Source organism: Novosphingobium capsulatum NBRC 12533 (assembly GCF_001598375.1).
GTDB classification, from domain to species: domain Bacteria; phylum Pseudomonadota; class Alphaproteobacteria; order Sphingomonadales; family Sphingomonadaceae; genus Novosphingobium; species Novosphingobium capsulatum.
This window is the reverse complement of record NZ_BCYV01000003.1, coordinates 149,887-167,075: the sequence shown is the minus strand read 5'-3', so window position 1 is coordinate 167,075 and position 17,189 is coordinate 149,887. Positions and strand designations below refer to the sequence as shown.

The window sequence follows — 17,189 nt, the reverse complement described above, 5'->3', positions numbered from 1 at the left end:
CAGAGAGATTAATAAACGCCAAAGCGCTCAGTGCCTACCAAACCTATAATTCTCTAACGCACATTTTCAGAAAAAAATAATACGGATAATTTTAATTATTAAATTTAGCGCTTAGCCTTTTCATTTTCAAATATAATCGTCGCTACTATTTGCATCGAGCTTATGATCACATTTCAAAGCTCCACCAAGCTGCCAATTCCACTGTGCTAAATCCAGTCATAACCCTTGCCTAACTCGCCTAGCTTATTCGCAGTGCAGACTTTGTGATTTTCTTGAGCACGTCCTCCTACCAGCACTATGGCGCTCACTGCCTAGGAAGCCATAAGTGCCGCCGACGGCCGTTCCGAACAAGGGCATTTACTCCCGCTCGCCGATCGGAACGGCGGATTTTGGTCGGAAGCTGCCGATTTTGATTTCTCTGCACTCCTCACACCTCACCCAACCGCCCCCGCCGCCCGCCTAAGCGCACTCCGCACCCGCGCCGCCAGTGCTTCATCAAACCGCACTTCCGGCACGGCCACGCTCAGCACACCGACCATCTGGCCGTTGCTCAGCACCGGCACGGCGGTGCCGCAGATGCCCAGGGTGGCTTCGTGGCAGGCGGTGCTGATGCCCTCCTCGCGGATGCGGGCGAGGTCGGCGCGCAGGTCTTCGTCGCGGACGCGGGTGTGTTCGGTCATGGCCAGGCGCGTGCTTTCGGCGAAGTAGCGGTGCAGGTCTGCGTCTGACAGCCAGGCGAGGATCACTTTGCCCGCCGCCAGGCAGTGCAGCGGGCGGCGCGCACCCGGTTCGATGGCATAGCGCAGGGTCTGGTCGCTCGCTTCGGTGACCACGGCTTCCACTTCCCAGCCAACGCGGACCATGAAGCTGGCGGTTTCGTTGAGTTCCACCTTGAGCGCGCGGACCAGCGGGGCCATGCGGTCGGCCAGGGGCAGCGCCGCCGGGGCGACGCGCAGCCGCTCCAGCCCGGGGCCGGGCAGATAGCGCCGCCCTTCCCGCGCCAGGTATTGCCGCTCCACCAGCGTGGCGAGCAGGTAGGACAGGCTCGACACCGGAATGCCCAGCGCCAGGGCCACATCCTGCGCCACCACGCCGCCGGCATGGGCCACGACGAATTCGATCACGTCGAGCGTGCGCAGCGCCGATTTGACCGGGCCCATCTTGGCCGAAGTGGGGGTGGACGGGGCAGAGGCCATGGGTGGGGTGGTCCTTTTTTCGGGGCGGAGTTGGCGTTTGCGCTTGGCTTCGCACCACCCCCAACCCCCTCCTCTGAAGAGGAGGGGGCTTTTTGTTTGTGGTTAGGGTTGGAAGAGGAGGGTGCCGCGTCTTTCGGAAAAGCGCCAGCCTTCGGGCGTGCGCACGAAGCGATCGTGGAACGAGCCGACCAGCGGCGCCGGCGCGCCGGTGAACAGCAGCATGGCACTGGTGCCGCGCGCGCTGTCGGCGCTTTCCACGTCAATCACCACGTTGCTGCACACGTGCCGGGTGGTGCGCGGCGGGCGGGCGCGGAAGGCGGCGAGGATCGCGTCTTGCCCCACAATCGGCGCATCGGGCGCGGTCGGCCGCGTCATCAGGCCATCGGAGGCATAGAGCGCGGCCGCTTCCTCCCAGCGCGCTTCGTCGTTGAGATTGGCGTAGAGCGCGATGAGGCGGGCGCAATCGGCCTCGATCGCGCGGCGCTCGTCCTCGGTCACTGGGCCACTCACAGGCGGGCTCCGGCGATATCGGCGCCCTCGCGCAGGGACTTGAGCTTGCGCCAGGTGACGATCGGATCGATCTTGCCATAGCCGGCAAAGGTGCCGAAGCCGCAATCGGTGCTGGCCACCACGCGATCGGGGCCGACGATGGCGGCAAAGCGCTCAATGCGCTGGGCCACCAGTTCGGGATGCTCGATATAGTTGGAGCAGGTGTCGATCAGGCCGGGCGCCAGCACCTTGGTATCGGGCACCTTGGCATCGGCCCAGACTTTCCATTCATGCTCGTGGCGGGGATTGGCCGCCTCGAACAGCACGGTGGAGGGCCGCGCCTTGAGGACGATATCGATCACCCGTTCAAGCGGGATATCGTGATCGTGCGGGCCTTCGTAATTGCCCCAGCACACGTGCATGCGCATCTTTTCGGGCGGGATATTGGCGGTGGCGGCGTTGAGCGCCTCGACATTGGCGGCCGCGACTTTCAGGAAGTCCGCCTCGCTCATGTCCTGATAGCCGGTGTGGCGCGACATGGCGAGATCGGGACAGTCGAGTTGCAGGAAGAAGCCGGCGTTGACGATCGTCTCGTATTCCTCGCGCATGGCATCGGCGAGGTCGGCCAGATAGGCTTCGTGGCTGGGATAGTGGCGGTTGACCTGGAACGCGGTGATCAGGCCCGGCGAGGCCGCGTTCATGAAGCCCTGCGTATCGGGCGCACCATGGGCGTCGAGCGCTGCGCGGAAGCGGCGGATATCGTCGTGCAGCGGTTCGAGCGTGACCAGCTTGACCGGCCCGATGCACGAGGCGCGGACGAACTCCTGGGAACCCATGATGGCCGAAAGCTTCTTGGCCAGGCCCGGCACTTCGGCAAGGTCCGCCGCCGGCTTGCGATCGATATGCCCGCCAAAGCCCGACAGCCGCTCGATCATGTAGGTGGAATAGCCCACCTTGCCCAGTTCGCCATCGCTGACGATCGACACGCCCGCGTCCACCTGGTGGCGCACGGCATCCTTCACCGCCGCGCCGACCTTGGTATCGAAATCGGCGGCGTCATAAGGCTTGCCGGCATCGCGGGCGAGCAGCAGCGGCGTGAGTTCCTCGCCCCGCGGCAGGCTGCCGACATGGGTGGTCTTGATATGGGCCACGGGGCCTCTCCCTTGCGCTATTTCACGGTTGTGAAGATTTCATAGCGGCTCACCCACGCCTTGCAAGGCCGATTGCGTGGCGCCGGCGCGATCCTGCGCCGGGCGGCGGCCGGTGAGGCGCAAGTAGAAGCGCGAGAAATAGGATGGATCTTCAAAGCCTAGCTCGGCGGCCACCTGGGCGGCGGTGGCGTTGGTATAGCGCAGCAGGCGATGCGCCTCGCGCGCCAGGCGGCGGTGGACCACGTCCATCGGCGAACAGCCCAGCCGCGCGGCGGTGAGGCGCGAGAGCGTGCGCGGCGTGGTGCCGAGCGCGCTGGCATAGAACGCCAGATCGCGATGGCTGCGAAAGTGCACCTCTACCAGTTGGGCAAAGCGATCGAGCCGCGTGTCGGGCGCCGGGCCGGCATCGGGCGCGCCTTGCGCCACGCAGCGCGCCAGGGTTTCGGCCATGGCCAAAAGCAGCGGATCGCCGGTGGTGTGATCGGCTTGAAGGGCGAGCATTTCGGCCGCGAGCCAGGCCGCGCGGCGCGCCGGCGCCCCCTCGAGCGGGGCGGCCTGCCCCTGGGTCAGCGCGCGGCGCAGCGGATCGGCCGGCGCCGGCGCGCGGGCGAGAAAATCGGCACCGAGCGTGACGACATGGCCCACCACATCGGCGGCAAAGCCGAAGCCGTGCACCACGCCGGCCGGCACGATTACCGCCAGGGGACCGGCCAGCGCCTGTTCCACCCCATCAAACGTGATCCGCGCCTGTCCGCTGTGCACCAGCAGCACTTGCACGAAATCGGCATGGCGATGGGGCCTGATTTCCCAATCGTGCAAGGAAGAGCGCGCGGCAATGGTTTCGATATGGGCAAATCCGGCGGCGATCCCACCCTGCTGCCCGCCATGCTGCTCACCGTAGAGGGCATAGCTGGGAATGCGCAGGCTGATCATCGCTTGTCCTGAAAGTGCCATCTTATGTCAGCCCCATGCATTCCCGCATGGCCCTGCCGATGTCAAGAAAGCAGGGCATGGCAGCCCCGCCCGATGGGCCGCCACGGGAGAGACACGCGCGATGAAAACCCAAGTTGCGATCATTGGTGCCGGCCCCGCCGGGCTGTTGCTGGGCCACCTGCTGCGTGCCGAAGGCATCGAATGCGTGGTGGTGGAACGCCAGACCGGTGACTATGTGCTGGGCCGCATTCGCGCCGGCGTGCTGGAAGCAATCACCGTCAACCTGATGGAGCGGCTGGGCCTGGATGCCCGGCTCAAGGCCGAGGGCCTGGTGGAAGAAGGCTTCAACCTGGCCGATGGTGAGCGCCTGATCCGCATCGACGTGGCCAACCTCACGGGCCAGACCGTGACCGTCTATGGCCAGACCGAAGTGACGCGCGACCTGATGGATGCCGCGCCCGAACGCGGGTTGCCGGTGCTCTATGGCGCCAGCGACGTGGCGCTGCACGCGATCGAGAGCGACGCGCCCTACCTCACCTTCACCCACGACGGCCGCGAACAGCGCCTGGACGCACGCTTCATCGTTGGCTGCGATGGTTTCCATGGCCCCTCGCGCAAGGCCATTCCCGCCAGCGTGGCGCGCGAATACGAGCGGGTCTATCCGTTCGGCTGGCTGGGCATCCTGGCCGACGTGCCGCCGTGCAACCACGAGCTGATCTATGCCAACCACGAGCGCGGCTTTGCCCTGGCCTCGATGCGCAGCCACACCCGCAGCCGCTATTACGTGGACGTGCCGCTGACCGAAAAGATCGAGGACTGGAGCGACGCGCGCATCTGGGACGAACTCGCCATTCGCCTGGGCCCCGATGCCGCCGCGCAGATGACGCGCGGCCCTTCGATCGAAAAGTCGATCGCGCCGCTGCGCTCCTATGTGTTCGAACCCATGCGCCATGGCAACCTGCTGTTGTGCGGCGATGCCGCGCACATCGTGCCACCCACCGGCGCCAAGGGCCTGAACCTGGCGGCGAGCGACGTGCACTATGCCGCCCAGGCCCTGAGCGGCTTTTTCAAGCACAACGATGCCGATGCGATCGCCGGCTATTCGGCCAAGGCGCTGGCGCGGGTGTGGAAATCGGAACGCTTCAGCTGGTCTTTGACCAAGCTGATGCACCGCTTCCCCGAAGACGGCCCGTTCGAGCGGGCGATGCAGGTGGCCGAGCTGGACTATATCTCCACCAGCCGCGCCGCGCAGACCAGCATTGCCGAAAACTATGTAGGCCTGCCGGTCTGACCGAGGTTCCGACGCGGGGTGGCTGGCCTCTCTCCGCCACCCCGCGCCGGACAAACATGACCATCGCGACACGAATTTTCCCCGGAATGTGACAGATCGCCGCCTATCGTCACAAGGCCGTCACATACCATAGACACAAGGCCACTGTTGTTTCCCCCCAACAGGCAGGCCCATGCGCCAGATCGACATTCTGCTGACCAACCCGCTGGACGGCGGCCTTGACCCCTTTGCACACGGCGATCTCAAGGTGGTGTTTCACCCCTGGCATGGCTCGGGGCCCCTGCCCCTGCTCGACGGGCGGCCCTGGGCGTTCGTCGACTGGCTGCTGCCCGAGCTTTCCGGCCTGGAACTGTGCCGCCGCTTGCGCGCCGACATGCAGACCGAAGCGGCGCATGTGACCATGGTGTTGGAAGATGATGACGCCGAGGCCAAGCGCCGCGCGCTACGTGCCGGGGCGGATGACTATATCCTCGGCCCGATCGACCGCGGCACCGTGCTGGATCGCGTGCTGTCGGTGCAGTTGCCCGAACGCGAGGCCGTGGCCCGCACGCTGCGCCTGGGCGAGCTGAGCCTGGACCTGACAGCCCTGCAGGCGCGGTGGAAGGACAAGGCGATTGCCCTGATGCCCAATGAACTGCGCCTGTTGCGCTATCTGATGGAGCAGCCGGGCCAGGTGTTTTCGCGCCAGCAGCTGATCGCCGCGCTGGGCAAGCAGGGCCAACCGATCGACGAGCGCACCGTGGATGCCTGGGTCAGCCGCCTGCGCCGGGCGCTGCGCGATGCCGGCGCGGGCTATCCGCTGCGCACCGTGCGCGCATTGGGATATGTGCTGGACAAGCCGTGATGGTCGGGGGCTTTGCCGCCGGTGAGCGGGGGCGGATTATCTGATCACGCTTCCGTTCGGGCTGAGCTTGTCGAAGCCGCCCGGCACCGCTGTGCAAGGCTTCGCACCACCCCCAAACCCCCTCCTTGCGAAGAGGAGGGGGCTTTTTGCGGGGCTTGGCTTAGAACTTCGCGCCGGCGCGGATGCCGATCGTGCGCGGCTGGTTCGGCACGATGTAGACGCGGTTGTAGCACGAACCGCAGGCGACATAGCGTGACAGCTGGCCGCGTTCGTCGAACACGTTGGTCGCGAACAGTTCGAGCGAGTACTTGTCCCACTCGCTGCCGATGGCCAGGTTGAACTGCGTGAACGCATCGAGGCGGCCAAGCAGCTGCGCAGGATTGATGGTTTTGCCTGTGCCAGCCTGGATCACCGCCGTGCGCAGATCGGACGCGGCCGAGCTTTGATAGGTGGCGTTGATCTGGCCATAGACCTTGGCTGCACCGACCGGAACGCTGTAGCGCGCCGTGCTGGCCAGCTTCCACTGCGGGGTGATCGGCAGGCGCGTGCCAGCCGGGGCAGCAATCATGTTGCCATCGCCGGTGCAGGTGTAGGTGGGGTCATCGATCGCGCACAGGTTCTTGCGCATCTTGGCGTCGGTGTAAGCACCGCCGAAGTTGAACGAGAAGCCGCCCTTGACCACGTTAGCATCGAATTCCACGCCGCGAATGCGGGCATCGGGGCCGTTGTGGATTTCAGTGAAGCTGTTGGCGCCAAGGTACGAGAACTGGAAGTTCTTCCAGTTCTGCTGATAGACCGCCACGTTGAAGCGCAGCAGGCCATCGAACAGCGTGGTCTTGAGGCCCAGCTCGAAGTTGGTCAGGTAATCGGGCTTGTAGGCTGCCACGTCGGCGCGGCGGTTGATGCCGCCCGGGCGGAACCCGCGCGAAACCGTGGCATAGGCGGTGATGTCGCGATTGGGCTTCCACGTCAGGTTAAAGCGGTAGGTGCCGCCATCGCCCTTGGCGCGCTTGGGCACGACCGAGCCGTTCACGTAATCACCCAGGTTGGTGCACGGGCTGTCACCCACGGCGGGCGGCAGCAGGGTGATGTTGGTTTCGCCCGCCAGCTGCGCATTGCGCAGGGTGAGACCATCGGACGTGTAGCAGCCCGCCACGCCAGTGCGGGTGGAGCCGGCAGCGTTGGGCGGCGGATTGCCGTCAGCACCCTGGTAGAACGCCGGATTGCGGCCGAAACCGAAGAAGCCGATCAGCGAGTTGTCATACTTGAAATAACGGCCGCCGGCCGTTGCCGTCAGGTTGGGCAGAATGTCGTAGCTGACTTCCCCGAACGCGGCATAGTCCTTGTCCACGCGATGCTGCTGCGTCAGCCACAGCGTGCCGGGCTTGCCATTGACCGAGAGCAGGTCTGCCAGACCGGCGACCTGGTAATCCTGGTGGATCAGGTTCGACTGGCGCTGATAGAACAGGCCGCCCACGAACCGCAGCGGCTCGCTGCTGGGCGAGGCAATGCGCAGTTCCTGGCTCATCTTCTTGAAGTGATCCTGGCCAATCACCTGCTGGATCGGCTTGATCTGGTTGCCGGCATTGTCCTTGTAATAGAAATAGCCGGCTAGGCCGCCGACGCCGGAATAGAGCGAGTCATAGGCTTCGGCGTAGTCGGTGTAGTCGCTGGACGAGAAGGTCTTGCGATCGAGATAGGCACCGGCATAGGTAAGATCCCAGCTGCCGATCTTGCCTTCGATGGTAAGCGAGGCCTGGGCAAAGATATCGCGGCGGTATTCGGGCAGGAAATGCTGCACCTGAAGATCGCCCAGCGAGGTATCATAGCCATAGGAACCATGGCTGCGCGTGTCCTGGTACATGATCCCGGGCGTCACGGTCCAGTTGTCGTCAAGATCGACCTTGAGCAGGGCGCGGCCGCCCGAAATCTCGGTGTCGTTGTAGTTCTTCTTGACGAACTGGTTGTTGTTGATGGTGATGCCGCCGGGCTGCGGCAGGAAGCTGCGCGTGCCGGGCACGTTGTCGATATAGCCGGCATCCTTTTCGTAGAAGCCGACGATGCGCAGCGCCGCCTTCTGCGACAGCGGGATGTTGACCATCCCTTCCACCTTGCCGCCGGTGCCGCCCTTGTGGACCTTGTTCAGTTCCACATCCATGCGGCCGTAATAGCCCGAGGTATCGGGCTTGTTGGTGATGATGCGGATCGTGCCGGCTTCCGACGAAGCGCCATAGAGCGTGCCCTGCGGGCCGGCGAGGCTTTCGATGCGGGCGATATCGTAGACATGCACGTCAAGGTTGCCGCCGATCGTGGTGACCGGCTGCTCATCGAGATAGACGCCGACCGAGGGCAGCGAGCCCGAGTGGTTGCCATCCCCGCCCGAGGCAACGCCGCGCATGTAGATGATGTTGGTGCCCGGTGTGCCCGAGCTTTGCGCGACGACAGTCGGCAGCTGCTGGGTATAGCCGTTGAAGTTCGAGACGTTGAGCTGGTCAAGCTTTTGCGTGCCGAGCGCCTGGATCGAAATCGGCACGTTCTGCAGGTTTTCCGAACGCTTTTGCGCGGTCACGATGATGACGTTGCCACCGCCTTGATCGGCCGATGCCTGGGGCGCGGCATCCTGCGCCATCGCGATGCTGGCCGGAGCCAGGAGCGCGGTGCTGGTCATCAGCAGAAAACGCGGGAGACCCGCCGTGGCAATACGCATGCTTAACCCACCCTGTTGCAATTCTTGTGCGTTGGGTGTGCGCTGCGACACGATCGTGCGTCAAGCGGTTACAAACTCCACCAATCGATCACAGATGACCGTGGCAGTTTTGCAACGCATTGCCGGTTTCAGACATAAGTTTGCGGTGCGTCAGGATAGGCATCGAGCACCGGTCCCAGCGCCGCTTTCAGCGGATCGAGCCACGGCTCGAACGGCTGCCAGGCCTGGGTGCCTTCGCGGAAAATCGGCTGTCGCACCTGTTCGGAACTGGCGGTGCGCACGGCGCGCTCGGTCTGGTAGAAGGCCAGGCACGCCGGCTCGAACGGCAGGTCGCAGGCATCGAGCAGCGCGCGCACCTGCGCCTCGGTATCATCGACCATGCGTTCATAGATCACGCGGTGCACCGCGCCGGGCTGCACCGCATCGACATGGGCCATGAGCCGCACGTAATCGGCGTAATAGCGGCCCATGTCCGCCAGATCGTACGAGAAGCCCTGCCCCCGCGCGAAATGCTGCTTGAAGTTGGAAAAGCAGCAACCGAGCGGATGGCGGCGCGCATCGATGATCCGCGCGCGCGGCAGGATCAGGCGGATCAACGGCACATGCACCCAGTTGTTGGGCATCTTGTCGATGAACAGGGGCCGGTCGGTGTGGCGCTGGATGCGCGTGGTGTGCAGATAGCTTTCGCCCATCGCGCGCAGCTCTTCGGGCGCCAGCGCGGCAAGCCCGGCAGGATAATCGGGCACCTTGCGCGCCAGCTGCGCGATATCGGGCAATTCGCTGGTGCCCTCGACCTGGCTGTGGCTGGCCAGGATCTGTTCGACCAGGGTAGAGCCGGCGCGCGGCATGCCCAGGATGAAGATCGGATCGGGCGCATCGCACCCGGCCCCGGCGCGCGCGGCAAACAGGTCTGGCGTGGCCGTGGCGATCATCGCATCGACGGTCGCGGTGGTTTCATCGGCCTTGTAGGGAATGCGGCGGCGGCGCAGCGCATTGCCCGCAGCATAGTGGGCAAAGGCATCGGCCGCCTGCTTGCGATCTTCGAACGCCTTGCCCAGCGCGAAATCGAGGTGCCAGCGATCTTCGGCATCGAGCGCGGGATCGGCGAGCGCCTGCTGCATCGCGGCAATATCAGCGTCATCAAACCGCACGGTCTTGAGATTGGCCAAGCTCCACCACGCCTCCCCCAGCCCCGGCATCAGCGCCAGGGCACGGCGATAGGCGGCGATGCCATCGGCCTGGCGGCCAACGGTCTTGAGCATGTGGCCATAGCTCATCCACACGCGCGGCTGGTCGGGCGCTTCGGCCAGCACGCGTTCGTAGAGCGCGAGCGCGGCATCGAACGCGCCGATGCGGCCATTGGCGGCGGCAGCGAGATTGGCATGGCCGAGGTTTTCCGGATCTTCCTGCGTCACTTGCGCCAGCTGATCCAGCGCCTCTGCCGCGCGGTTGGTGCGATAGAGCACCAGCGCCAGGTTGGCGCGCGCCGGGGTGAACGCCGGGTCCAGCTCGATCGCGCGGCGCAGCAGATTTTCCGCATCGGCATAGCGGCCGATGCGACCAGCCAGTTCGGCAAACAGCCGGATTGCGCGCACATCGAATGGATCATCCTTGAGCAGCGCGCGCAGCAGCGGTTCTGCCCGGGGCAGGTCATTGGCGTTCATCGCTGCGGCGGCAGCGACAAGGCGCGGATCATAGGCGGGGCGCGGGGCCAGGGTCACGGTGCTCATCAGACCGCACAACAAACATGGTGACGCCGCGCGATCAAGCGTTAGTCTCTGTTGCTACCAGACCCCGGAGGATTTTACGGCGTGAACGAGAAAGCAAAACGTGGTCTTGGTTTCTGGATGACGCTGGCCCTGGTGGTGGGCAACCTGATTGGTTCGGGGATTTACCTGCTGCCGGCAACGCTGGCCCCGCTGGGCGCCAACCAGCTGGCTGGATGGATGGTGACGATCGGCGGATCGCTGTGCATGGCCACGGTCTTTGCCCGCCTTTCTGCACGCCAGCCGCTGCCGGGCGGCCCGTTTGCCTATGTCATGCAGCAATTCGGGCCGGGCGCGGGTTTTGCCGCAGCCTGGGCCTATTGGACGATGCTGTGGGCGGGCAATGGCGCGGTGGCCGTGGCCGTTGTGTCGAACCTCAGCCTGCTGGTGCCGTGGTTGAGCCACACCCCCGGCGCGCCGGCGGCCGTCGCAGTGGGCGCGGTATGGCTGCTGACGGCGGTCAATATTCGCGGCGTGCGCGGCGCTGGCGATGTGCAGGTGATCACCACGGTGCTCAAGCTCGTGCCGCTGGTCGGGCTGATCGGCCTGGCGCTATGGTTGTTCGCCACCGGCACGCCGCATGTGGCGCAGCCGCCCGTGCCGCTATCCCCCACGCTTATCGCCAGTGCGGCGGGCCTCACCTTCTGGGGATTTCTCGGGCTGGAATCGGCCACCGTGCCATCGGACAAGGTGGAGAACGCCGGCAGCGTGGTGCCGCGCGCCACCTTGTGGGGCGTGGCGCTGGCCGGCGCGGTGTACCTGGGCATCGCACTGGCATTCCAGGCCTATATGCCACAGGGCGCGGCGGCTGCCTCCCCTTCGCCGGTGGCAGAATTCCTGGGCCAGCGGCTGGGCGGCGATATTTCGGGCGTGGTGGCGATCTTTGCCGCGATCAGCGCGTTCGGCACGCTCAACGGCTTTATCCTGGTCCAGGGCGAAGTGCCCTGGGCGATGGCGCGCGACGGGCTGTTTCCCGCCTGGTTCGGCAAGGAAACCAAGGCCGGGACGCCGATCAACGCGCATCTGGTGTCGTCGGGCCTGCTGACGGTGATCACGCTGCTCAACTATGGCCGTGACATGGGCAACCTGTTCACCTTCATCGCCTCGATCAGCCTGGCGGCGGGCATGCTGACCTATATCGCCACAATGGCCTCGGCGATGCGCCTGCTGCGCGATGAACCCTGGGTGGTAGTGCTGGCCGTGCTGGCCGCAGCGTTCAACGTCTGGGCGCTGTGGGGCCTGGGGCTGGAAGCGATTGCCTATGGCCTGGTGCTGGTTGCGCTGGGGCTGCCGGTCTACCTGGCGGTGCGGTGGCGGAAGGGTAAGATGGCGTCAGCCGGGGCTTGATGAGGGGTCCTACTTTTCAATGATTTGCGCGAGACATCTCACCACCCCCAACCCCCTCCTCTGAAGAGGAGGGGGCCTTTTTGTTGCGCGCTTACCGGTGCAGCATTTTCCACAGCAGCGAGCGGTCGCGGATGATTTCGGCCGCAGCATTGTGGCCCGGTGCGCCGGTCACGCCGCCGCCCGGGTGCGTGCCCGATCCGCACATGTAGAGGCCCTTGATCGGGGCGCGATAATCGCCGTGGCCCAGCACCGGGCGCGCGGCCCACAGCTGTTCCAGGCTCATGCGGCCGTGGAAGATATCGCCGCCGATCAGGCCGAACTTGCGTTCCAGGTCGAGCGGCGAGTGAATCTGGCGGGCGATCACCGCGTTCTTGAAGTTGGGCGCGTGTTCGGTGATCGTGTTGATCACGTGGTCGGCCACATCCTCGCGCACATCGTCCCAGCTGCGGCCATCGGGCAGCTGCGGGCTGAACTGCTGGCAGAACAGGCTGGCGACATGGGCCCCTTCGGGCGCCAAGGTCTTGTCCACCGTGCTGGGGATCTTGATTTCGACGATCGGCTTTTTCGACCAGCCATGCACGCGCGCATCGTCATAGGCCTGGTCCATATAGTCCATGCCCGGCGCGATGATGATGCCGGCGGTGTGGTGTTCGGCCTGCTGCTTGCCCGGCAGCACGGTGAAATCGGGCAGTTCCGACAGCGCCACGTTCATGCGGAACGTGCCCGAGCCGGTCTTGTACCCGTCCATGGCGCGGGCAAAATCGGGCGCCAGGTCGCTGCGATCGACCAACTGGCGATAGAGCAGCGCGGGGCCGACGTTGGCGGCCACGATCGGGGCATAAAGCTCCTCGCCGCCCGCCAGCTTGACCCCGGCGGCCTTGCCGTTGTTGATCAGAACCTTGTCGACCGGGCTTTCCAGGCTGATTTCCACCCCGGCGAGCGCGCAGGCCTTGGCCATGGCCTGGGTAATCGCGCCCATGCCGCCGACCGCGTGGCCCCAGGCGCCCAGCTTGCCGTTAACCTCGCCAAACACGTGGTGGAGCAGGACATAGGCCGAGCCGGGCGTGGACACGCCGGCAAAATTGCCGACCACGGCATCGAATCCGAAGGCGGACTTGACGTGGTCATCCTCAAACCAGCTATCGAGGAAATCGCGCGCGGAACGGGTGAAGATGTTGAGCAGGTCGCGCTGCGCCACCACGTCCATCTTGGCCAGCGGCCAGCCCTGCTTGGCAGCGGCGGCCAAGGCATGCAGCCCGCCACCCACGTTGGGAGGGCATTGCAGCGAGAGATCGCGCAGCACCTGTGCGACCTTTTCCAGCGCGGCGTCATAGTGCGGGTAGGCCGCCGCATCCTTTTGCGAAAAGCGCGCAAATTCGGCCTGCGTACGCTCCGCGCCGCCACCCAGCTTGAGATAGGTATCGGCAAACGGGAAGAAGTTGCTGATCTGGCGTTCGAGCACGCGATAGCCATGATCGGCCAGCTTCATGTCGGCAATCACCTGCGGGCGCAGCAGGCTGACGGTGTAGCTGGCGGTGGAATTGCGGAAGCCGGGATGAAATTCCTCGGTCACGCAGGCGCCGCCAACGATGTCGCGGCGTTCCAGCACGCGCACTTTCATGCCGGCCTTGGCGAGGTAGAATGCACAGACCAGGCCGTTGTGGCCGCCGCCGATGATCAGGGCGTCGTAGCGGTTGCTCATCGTGTGGGTTCCTTCGTGGGATCAAAAGATACTGTTGTTGATGGCATCGTCACCCCGGACTTGATCCGGGGTCCAGCTGGAATGCTGGCACAGCGCCGGAAAAGAAGCGGGACCCCGGATCAAGTCCGGGGTGACGACGAAAAGATTTAGCGCCTGCTCCACCCTTCGGCAGGCTGATGATGCAGCCGTGCCTCGGGAATCAAGGTGCGGATCTTGCGGGCAAAGCTGCGCAGACACACTTCGCTGCGGCCGATCGGACCGGCGCCATAGCGGGCCGATTGCATGCCCTGCTGCACGTTGGTGATCAGCCAGGTATCCTCGGCATTGACGACGCGGTTGATCCGCCAGTTGGCATAGCGCACCAGCTTCATCGTGCGCCGCTGTTCGGGCGGGGTTTCGCTGTCGGGCAAGGCAAAGACCATTTCGCGCAAGGTGCAGGTGGTCGGCGATGTGGGCAGCCACTGCATGAAATCGATCTGATCGGCATAGATGTCGAACGCCATGTTGGGCCACAGCTTGTAATAGAGCCAGCGCCGCTGCGCCACATCGGGCAGATGCGGCACGCGCGGCAGGTGCGTCTGGTAGAACCGCTCCCAGAAATGCGGACTCGGCGCATCGACCAGATCGCCCTTCATGCGATCGACCCAGGGCTCTGCCGAAATCTCGTAGGACTTGCCAAAGATGCGCGAGAGACCGTCGTGCGCCACGGGAATGTGCAGGTTGTCGGAATAGTTATCGCCCACGTTCTTCCAGTTCACCGCGCGGCTGCGTTCGCGCACATCGCCCATGCGGCGCATGTCGGCCAGGCGATAGGGTGCCACTTCGGCTTCATAGGGCGCCATCATCTCGGCCACCGTGGGAAAGCCGTGATCCTCAAGCCGCACGAAGACAAAGCCGTGCCACACTTCCAGATCGACCGGCACCAGCCCGTTCTGCGCCAGATCGAGCGCGGGATAATCGCGCTTCATCGGCACGCCGGTCAGCCGCCCATCGGTTTCATAGGTCCAGGCGTGATAGGGGCACACCAGCTTGCGCGCGCAACCCGCCACGCCATCGACCAGGCGCATGGCGCGGTGGCGGCACAGGTTGTGGAACGCGCGGATGGCACCGTCCTCGCCGCGCACGACGATGACGTTCTCGCCGCAATAGGCCAGGCTGCGCCAGGCGCCGGGCTGGTCCAGATCGCTGGCGTGGCACACGATCTGCCACGAGGGGCGGATGATCCGTTCCATCTCCAGCGCGGCAAATTCGGGATCGCGATAGATCCAGCCCGGCAGGCTCCAATCGGCATCGGGATCGGGCGCGGCGCCGTCACCGGCGCGTTGCGCCATGGTCAAATGGCGGTGTTCATCAAGGGCAAGATCGGCCATGGGTGACTCCCCGCGTGATTTCTTATTGAACGATCGTACAACAACCATCGGGAAGTGCAAGATGCAAGGTGTCGATCCCCGGCCTGGGCGCGTTCCGCGTGCCGCCACCCCCGCCCGTGCCGCCGCCACAGATCGCGCGCTGCCACGCCGGGCCGAACCCGATGCGCGCCGCCACAGCCTGATAGAGGCGGCGATGCGCGTGCTGGCCCGCGCCGGTGCCAATGGCGCCAGCGTGCGCGCGATTGCCCAGGAGGCCGGCGTATCGCCTGGCCTGGTCGGCCACTATTTCAGCGGGATCGATGCGCTGATCGCCGAAACCTATACCCACGTCGATGCCATGGTGACGCAGGCACTCAATGCGGCGGTGGCAGCCGCGCCCAGCGAACCGCGCGCGCAGCTTGAGGCATTCGTCACCGCCAGCTTTACCGCACCGATTGCCCAGCCGGCCTTGCTGGCCACGTGGATCGCGTTCTGGAGCCTGGTGACCAGCCAGCCGCAGATCGCCCGCCAGCACGACGAGCAATATGCCGGCTATCGCGCCCGGCTGGAGCAGTTGCTGCGCGAGGCCGGCGTGGCCGAGGGTGACTTGCGCCACGCCGCCATTGCGGTGACGGCGTTGGTGGACGGGTTGTGGCTGGAACTGTGCCTGTCGCCGCAGTGCTTTTCCAGCGAGGAAGCCGGGGCGATTGCGCGGCGGTTTCTGGGGACGGTGTGTGGGCCGGTGAAGGAATAATTTCACACGAAGGCACGAAGTCACGAAGATACGTGACGCTTCGTGGCTTCGTGGCTTCGTGGCTTCGTGTGGGAATTTTTGAATAACAACGGCCGGGATTTACAAACATTCCCGTCACCCCGGACTTGATCCGGGGTCCAGCTTTATGGCTACGCAGCGCTCCGCTTCCACCACCCCCAACCCCCTCCTCTGAAGAGGAGGGGGCTTTTGCTTCAGCTTTACTTCGATAGGTCGGTGAACAGGCTGGTGAAGTAGACGATGCCCGGCGCGACGTTGGACAGGGGCACGCGCTCATTCAGGCCGTGGGCGAATTCTTCGCTGTCCTTGATCAGCACGGGGCTGGCGCCATAGGCATCGATACCGTTGACGCGATACCACATCGAGTCCGAGGCGCCCGAGGCCTGGGCCGGGATCACGGCAATGCCGGGATAGGCAAGGTGAATGGCCTTGTTCGCCGCATTGACGAAATCGGGGCGCATCGGGCTGGCCGGTGACGGGGTGGAGCCTTCGGTCACGTCGCTGAACTTGACCACGGGCATGTTCGCCACCTTGGCCAGTTCGGCCATGATGTCTTCGCGCTTGTGGCCGGGGAAGATGCGGCAGTTGATGTTGGCCGTGGCGCGCTGCGGCAGCGCGTTCAAGGCGTGGCCGCCGTTGACCATGGTGGGCACGCAGGTGGTTTCGATGCGGCCAATGAATTCGGGCAAGGACCGCAGCGTGGCGATGGCATCGGCATCGGTGGGGTCGGCCGCGAACGAACGCATCGCGCCGGCAACCTTGGGATCAGGCGTGATCTTGGCGGCGCTTTCGAAGAACGCCTTGGTCAGCGGGCTCTGTTCCGGGGTGAAGTGATAGGCGCCGATATTGACCAGCGCCTGGCTGAGCTGGACAATCGCATTGTCCTTGCGCGGGGCGGAACTGTGGCCGCCGGGGTTGGTCACTTCCAGCTGGAAATCGGCATAGTTCTTTTCCGCGCCGTCCCAGGTCCAGGCCAGCGGCTTGCCGGTATCTTCGGCCAGCATGCCGCCACCACCATCGACGTTGATGACCAGGCCCGCCTGGCCCTTGAGCCGTTCGGCAATCAGGCGGCTGGTCTTCATCGTGGTTTCTTCATCGCCAGAAAAGGCGATGATGATCGTGCGCTTGGGCTTGTAGCCCTTGTGGCGCATCTCGATGAGCGTGGAGACCGCGAGCGCGGCGTTGAACTTCATGTCGAGCGCGCCGCGCCCGAACAGATAGCCGTGTTCGACCACCGGCACGAAGGGATCGCGCTGCCAATCGGCGCGCTTGGCCTCGACCACGTCCATGTGGCCCGACAGCACCAGCGGCTTGAGGCTGGGATCGCTGCCCTTCCAGGTGGCGATCAGATAGGCGGTATCGTCAACGGGCACGATGTCGATGTCGGACGCCGCCCAGCCGGCCTTGACCAGCGCGTCGCGATAGAGTGCCGCCACCTTGGGCGTTTCGTTGCCCGGCCCCTGGACCGAGCGCATGGCGATGCTCTGCTTGGACAGCTCGAGAGTCTGGGCTTCGGCCTCGGCATGGGAATTGCCGGCGGCAAGCGCGGGCGTGCTGGCAAGCGCCACGGCGGCAACGCTCAGAATGGCAGGCGAAACCAGGTGCAACGTCAGTTTCATGTGGGGGGCACTCCTTCTGGGCG

Annotated in this window: 13 protein-coding genes; 4 read left to right on the top strand and 9 right to left on the bottom strand. The window is 64.9% G+C overall.

Features of this window, described 5'->3' with window-relative positions:
* Positions 1-434: 434 nt before the first annotated feature.
* From SCA01S_RS00840 to SCA01S_RS00825, 4 genes are all read right to left on the bottom strand, one after another.
* Positions 435-1,196, bottom strand: a complete 762-nt coding sequence (locus tag SCA01S_RS00840) for an IclR family transcriptional regulator (RefSeq protein ID WP_062781906.1) — start codon at positions 1,194-1,196, stop codon at positions 435-437.
* A gap of 102 nt (positions 1,197-1,298) precedes the next feature.
* Entirely contained in the window at positions 1,299-1,706 is a 408-nt protein-coding gene (locus tag SCA01S_RS00835; RefSeq protein ID WP_062781903.1) for a nuclear transport factor 2 family protein, read from the bottom strand.
* Positions 1,703-2,836: a cobalamin-independent methionine synthase II family protein gene (locus tag SCA01S_RS00830; RefSeq protein WP_062781900.1), complete on the bottom strand. Its 1,134-nt coding sequence runs from the start codon at positions 2,834-2,836 to the stop codon at positions 1,703-1,705. The genes SCA01S_RS00835 and SCA01S_RS00830 overlap by 4 nt, the downstream gene beginning before the upstream one ends.
* A 39-nt stretch (positions 2,837-2,875) precedes the next feature.
* Positions 2,876-3,769: a helix-turn-helix domain-containing protein gene (locus tag SCA01S_RS00825; protein ID WP_062781897.1), complete on the bottom strand. Its 894-nt coding sequence runs from the start codon at positions 3,767-3,769 to the stop codon at positions 2,876-2,878.
* A 121-nt stretch (positions 3,770-3,890) separates the two neighbouring features.
* On the opposite strand from SCA01S_RS00825, the gene pobA reads away from it, so the two are divergent.
* Positions 3,891-5,060, top strand: coding sequence for a 4-hydroxybenzoate 3-monooxygenase (gene pobA, locus SCA01S_RS00820; protein ID WP_062781894.1), 1,170 nt, complete (start codon positions 3,891-3,893; stop codon positions 5,058-5,060).
* A 172-nt stretch (positions 5,061-5,232) separates the two neighbouring features.
* Positions 5,233-5,904 (top strand): response regulator transcription factor, encoded by a 672-nt coding sequence (locus SCA01S_RS00815; protein ID WP_062781891.1) that lies wholly within the window; start codon positions 5,233-5,235, stop codon positions 5,902-5,904.
* Positions 5,905-6,064: 160 nt separating this feature from the next.
* Here the strand turns inward: SCA01S_RS00815 and SCA01S_RS00810 are convergent, their stop codons facing one another.
* Both SCA01S_RS00810 and SCA01S_RS00805 read right to left on the bottom strand, forming a co-directional pair.
* Positions 6,065-8,572 (bottom strand): TonB-dependent receptor, encoded by a 2,508-nt coding sequence (locus SCA01S_RS00810; protein ID WP_245652398.1) that lies wholly within the window; start codon positions 8,570-8,572, stop codon positions 6,065-6,067.
* A 167-nt stretch (positions 8,573-8,739) separates the two neighbouring features.
* Positions 8,740-10,341 carry a tetratricopeptide repeat-containing sulfotransferase family protein gene (locus tag SCA01S_RS00805; RefSeq protein WP_062781886.1) on the bottom strand — a complete coding sequence of 534 codons (1,602 nt, stop codon included), beginning with the start codon at positions 10,339-10,341 and terminating at the stop codon, positions 8,740-8,742.
* Between the two features lie 81 nt (positions 10,342-10,422).
* Here SCA01S_RS00805 and SCA01S_RS00800 point away from each other — a divergent pair, with 81 nt between their 5' ends.
* Positions 10,423-11,724, top strand: a complete 1,302-nt coding sequence (locus tag SCA01S_RS00800; RefSeq protein WP_245652397.1) for an APC family permease — start codon at positions 10,423-10,425, stop codon at positions 11,722-11,724.
* A gap of 91 nt (positions 11,725-11,815) precedes the next feature.
* Here the strand turns inward: SCA01S_RS00800 and SCA01S_RS00795 are convergent, their stop codons facing one another.
* Both SCA01S_RS00795 and SCA01S_RS00790 read right to left on the bottom strand, forming a co-directional pair.
* On the bottom strand, positions 11,816-13,426 hold the full coding sequence (locus SCA01S_RS00795; protein ID WP_022677385.1) for a phytoene desaturase family protein: 1,611 nt from the start codon (positions 13,424-13,426) through the stop codon (positions 11,816-11,818).
* Between the two features lie 146 nt (positions 13,427-13,572).
* Complete coding sequence (locus SCA01S_RS00790; protein ID WP_062782016.1) at positions 13,573-14,757, bottom strand: aromatic ring-hydroxylating oxygenase subunit alpha; 1,185 nt, start codon at positions 14,755-14,757, stop codon at positions 13,573-13,575.
* A gap of 100 nt (positions 14,758-14,857) precedes the next feature.
* Here SCA01S_RS00790 and betI point away from each other — a divergent pair, with 100 nt between their 5' ends.
* Positions 14,858-15,529 carry a transcriptional regulator BetI gene (gene betI, locus SCA01S_RS00785; protein WP_084390697.1) on the top strand — a complete coding sequence of 224 codons (672 nt, stop codon included), beginning with the start codon at positions 14,858-14,860 and terminating at the stop codon, positions 15,527-15,529.
* A gap of 218 nt (positions 15,530-15,747) precedes the next feature.
* Here the strand turns inward: betI and SCA01S_RS00780 are convergent, their stop codons facing one another.
* Positions 15,748-17,166, bottom strand: a complete 1,419-nt coding sequence (locus SCA01S_RS00780) for a M20/M25/M40 family metallo-hydrolase (RefSeq protein WP_062781880.1) — start codon at positions 17,164-17,166, stop codon at positions 15,748-15,750.
* Between the last annotated feature and the right edge of the window lie 23 nt (positions 17,167-17,189).

What these genes read in the sequence shown, in the direction of transcription:
- SCA01S_RS00805 (WP_062781886.1), bottom strand. Translation starts at nt 10,341, where the DNA reads ATGAGCACCGTGACCCTGGCCCCGCGCCCCGCCTATGATCCGCGCCTT.
- betI (WP_084390697.1), top strand. Translation starts at nt 14,858, where the DNA reads ATGCAAGGTGTCGATCCCCGGCCTGGGCGCGTTCCGCGTGCCGCCACC.
- SCA01S_RS00795 (WP_022677385.1), bottom strand. Translation starts at nt 13,426, where the DNA reads ATGAGCAACCGCTACGACGCCCTGATCATCGGCGGCGGCCACAACGGC.
- SCA01S_RS00790 (WP_062782016.1), bottom strand. Translation starts at nt 14,757, where the DNA reads ATGGCGCAACGCGCCGGTGACGGCGCCGCGCCCGATCCCGATGCCGAT.
- SCA01S_RS00815 (WP_062781891.1), top strand. Translation starts at nt 5,233, where the DNA reads ATGCGCCAGATCGACATTCTGCTGACCAACCCGCTGGACGGCGGCCTT.
- pobA (WP_062781894.1), top strand. Translation starts at nt 3,891, where the DNA reads ATGAAAACCCAAGTTGCGATCATTGGTGCCGGCCCCGCCGGGCTGTTG.
- SCA01S_RS00840 (WP_062781906.1), bottom strand. Translation starts at nt 1,196, where the DNA reads ATGGCCTCTGCCCCGTCCACCCCCACTTCGGCCAAGATGGGCCCGGTC.
- SCA01S_RS00780 (WP_062781880.1), bottom strand. Translation starts at nt 17,166, where the DNA reads ATGAAACTGACGTTGCACCTGGTTTCGCCTGCCATTCTGAGCGTTGCC.
- SCA01S_RS00810 (WP_245652398.1), bottom strand. Translation starts at nt 8,572, where the DNA reads ATGACCAGCACCGCGCTCCTGGCTCCGGCCAGCATCGCGATGGCGCAG.
- SCA01S_RS00825 (WP_062781897.1), bottom strand. Translation starts at nt 3,769, where the DNA reads ATGATCAGCCTGCGCATTCCCAGCTATGCCCTCTACGGTGAGCAGCAT.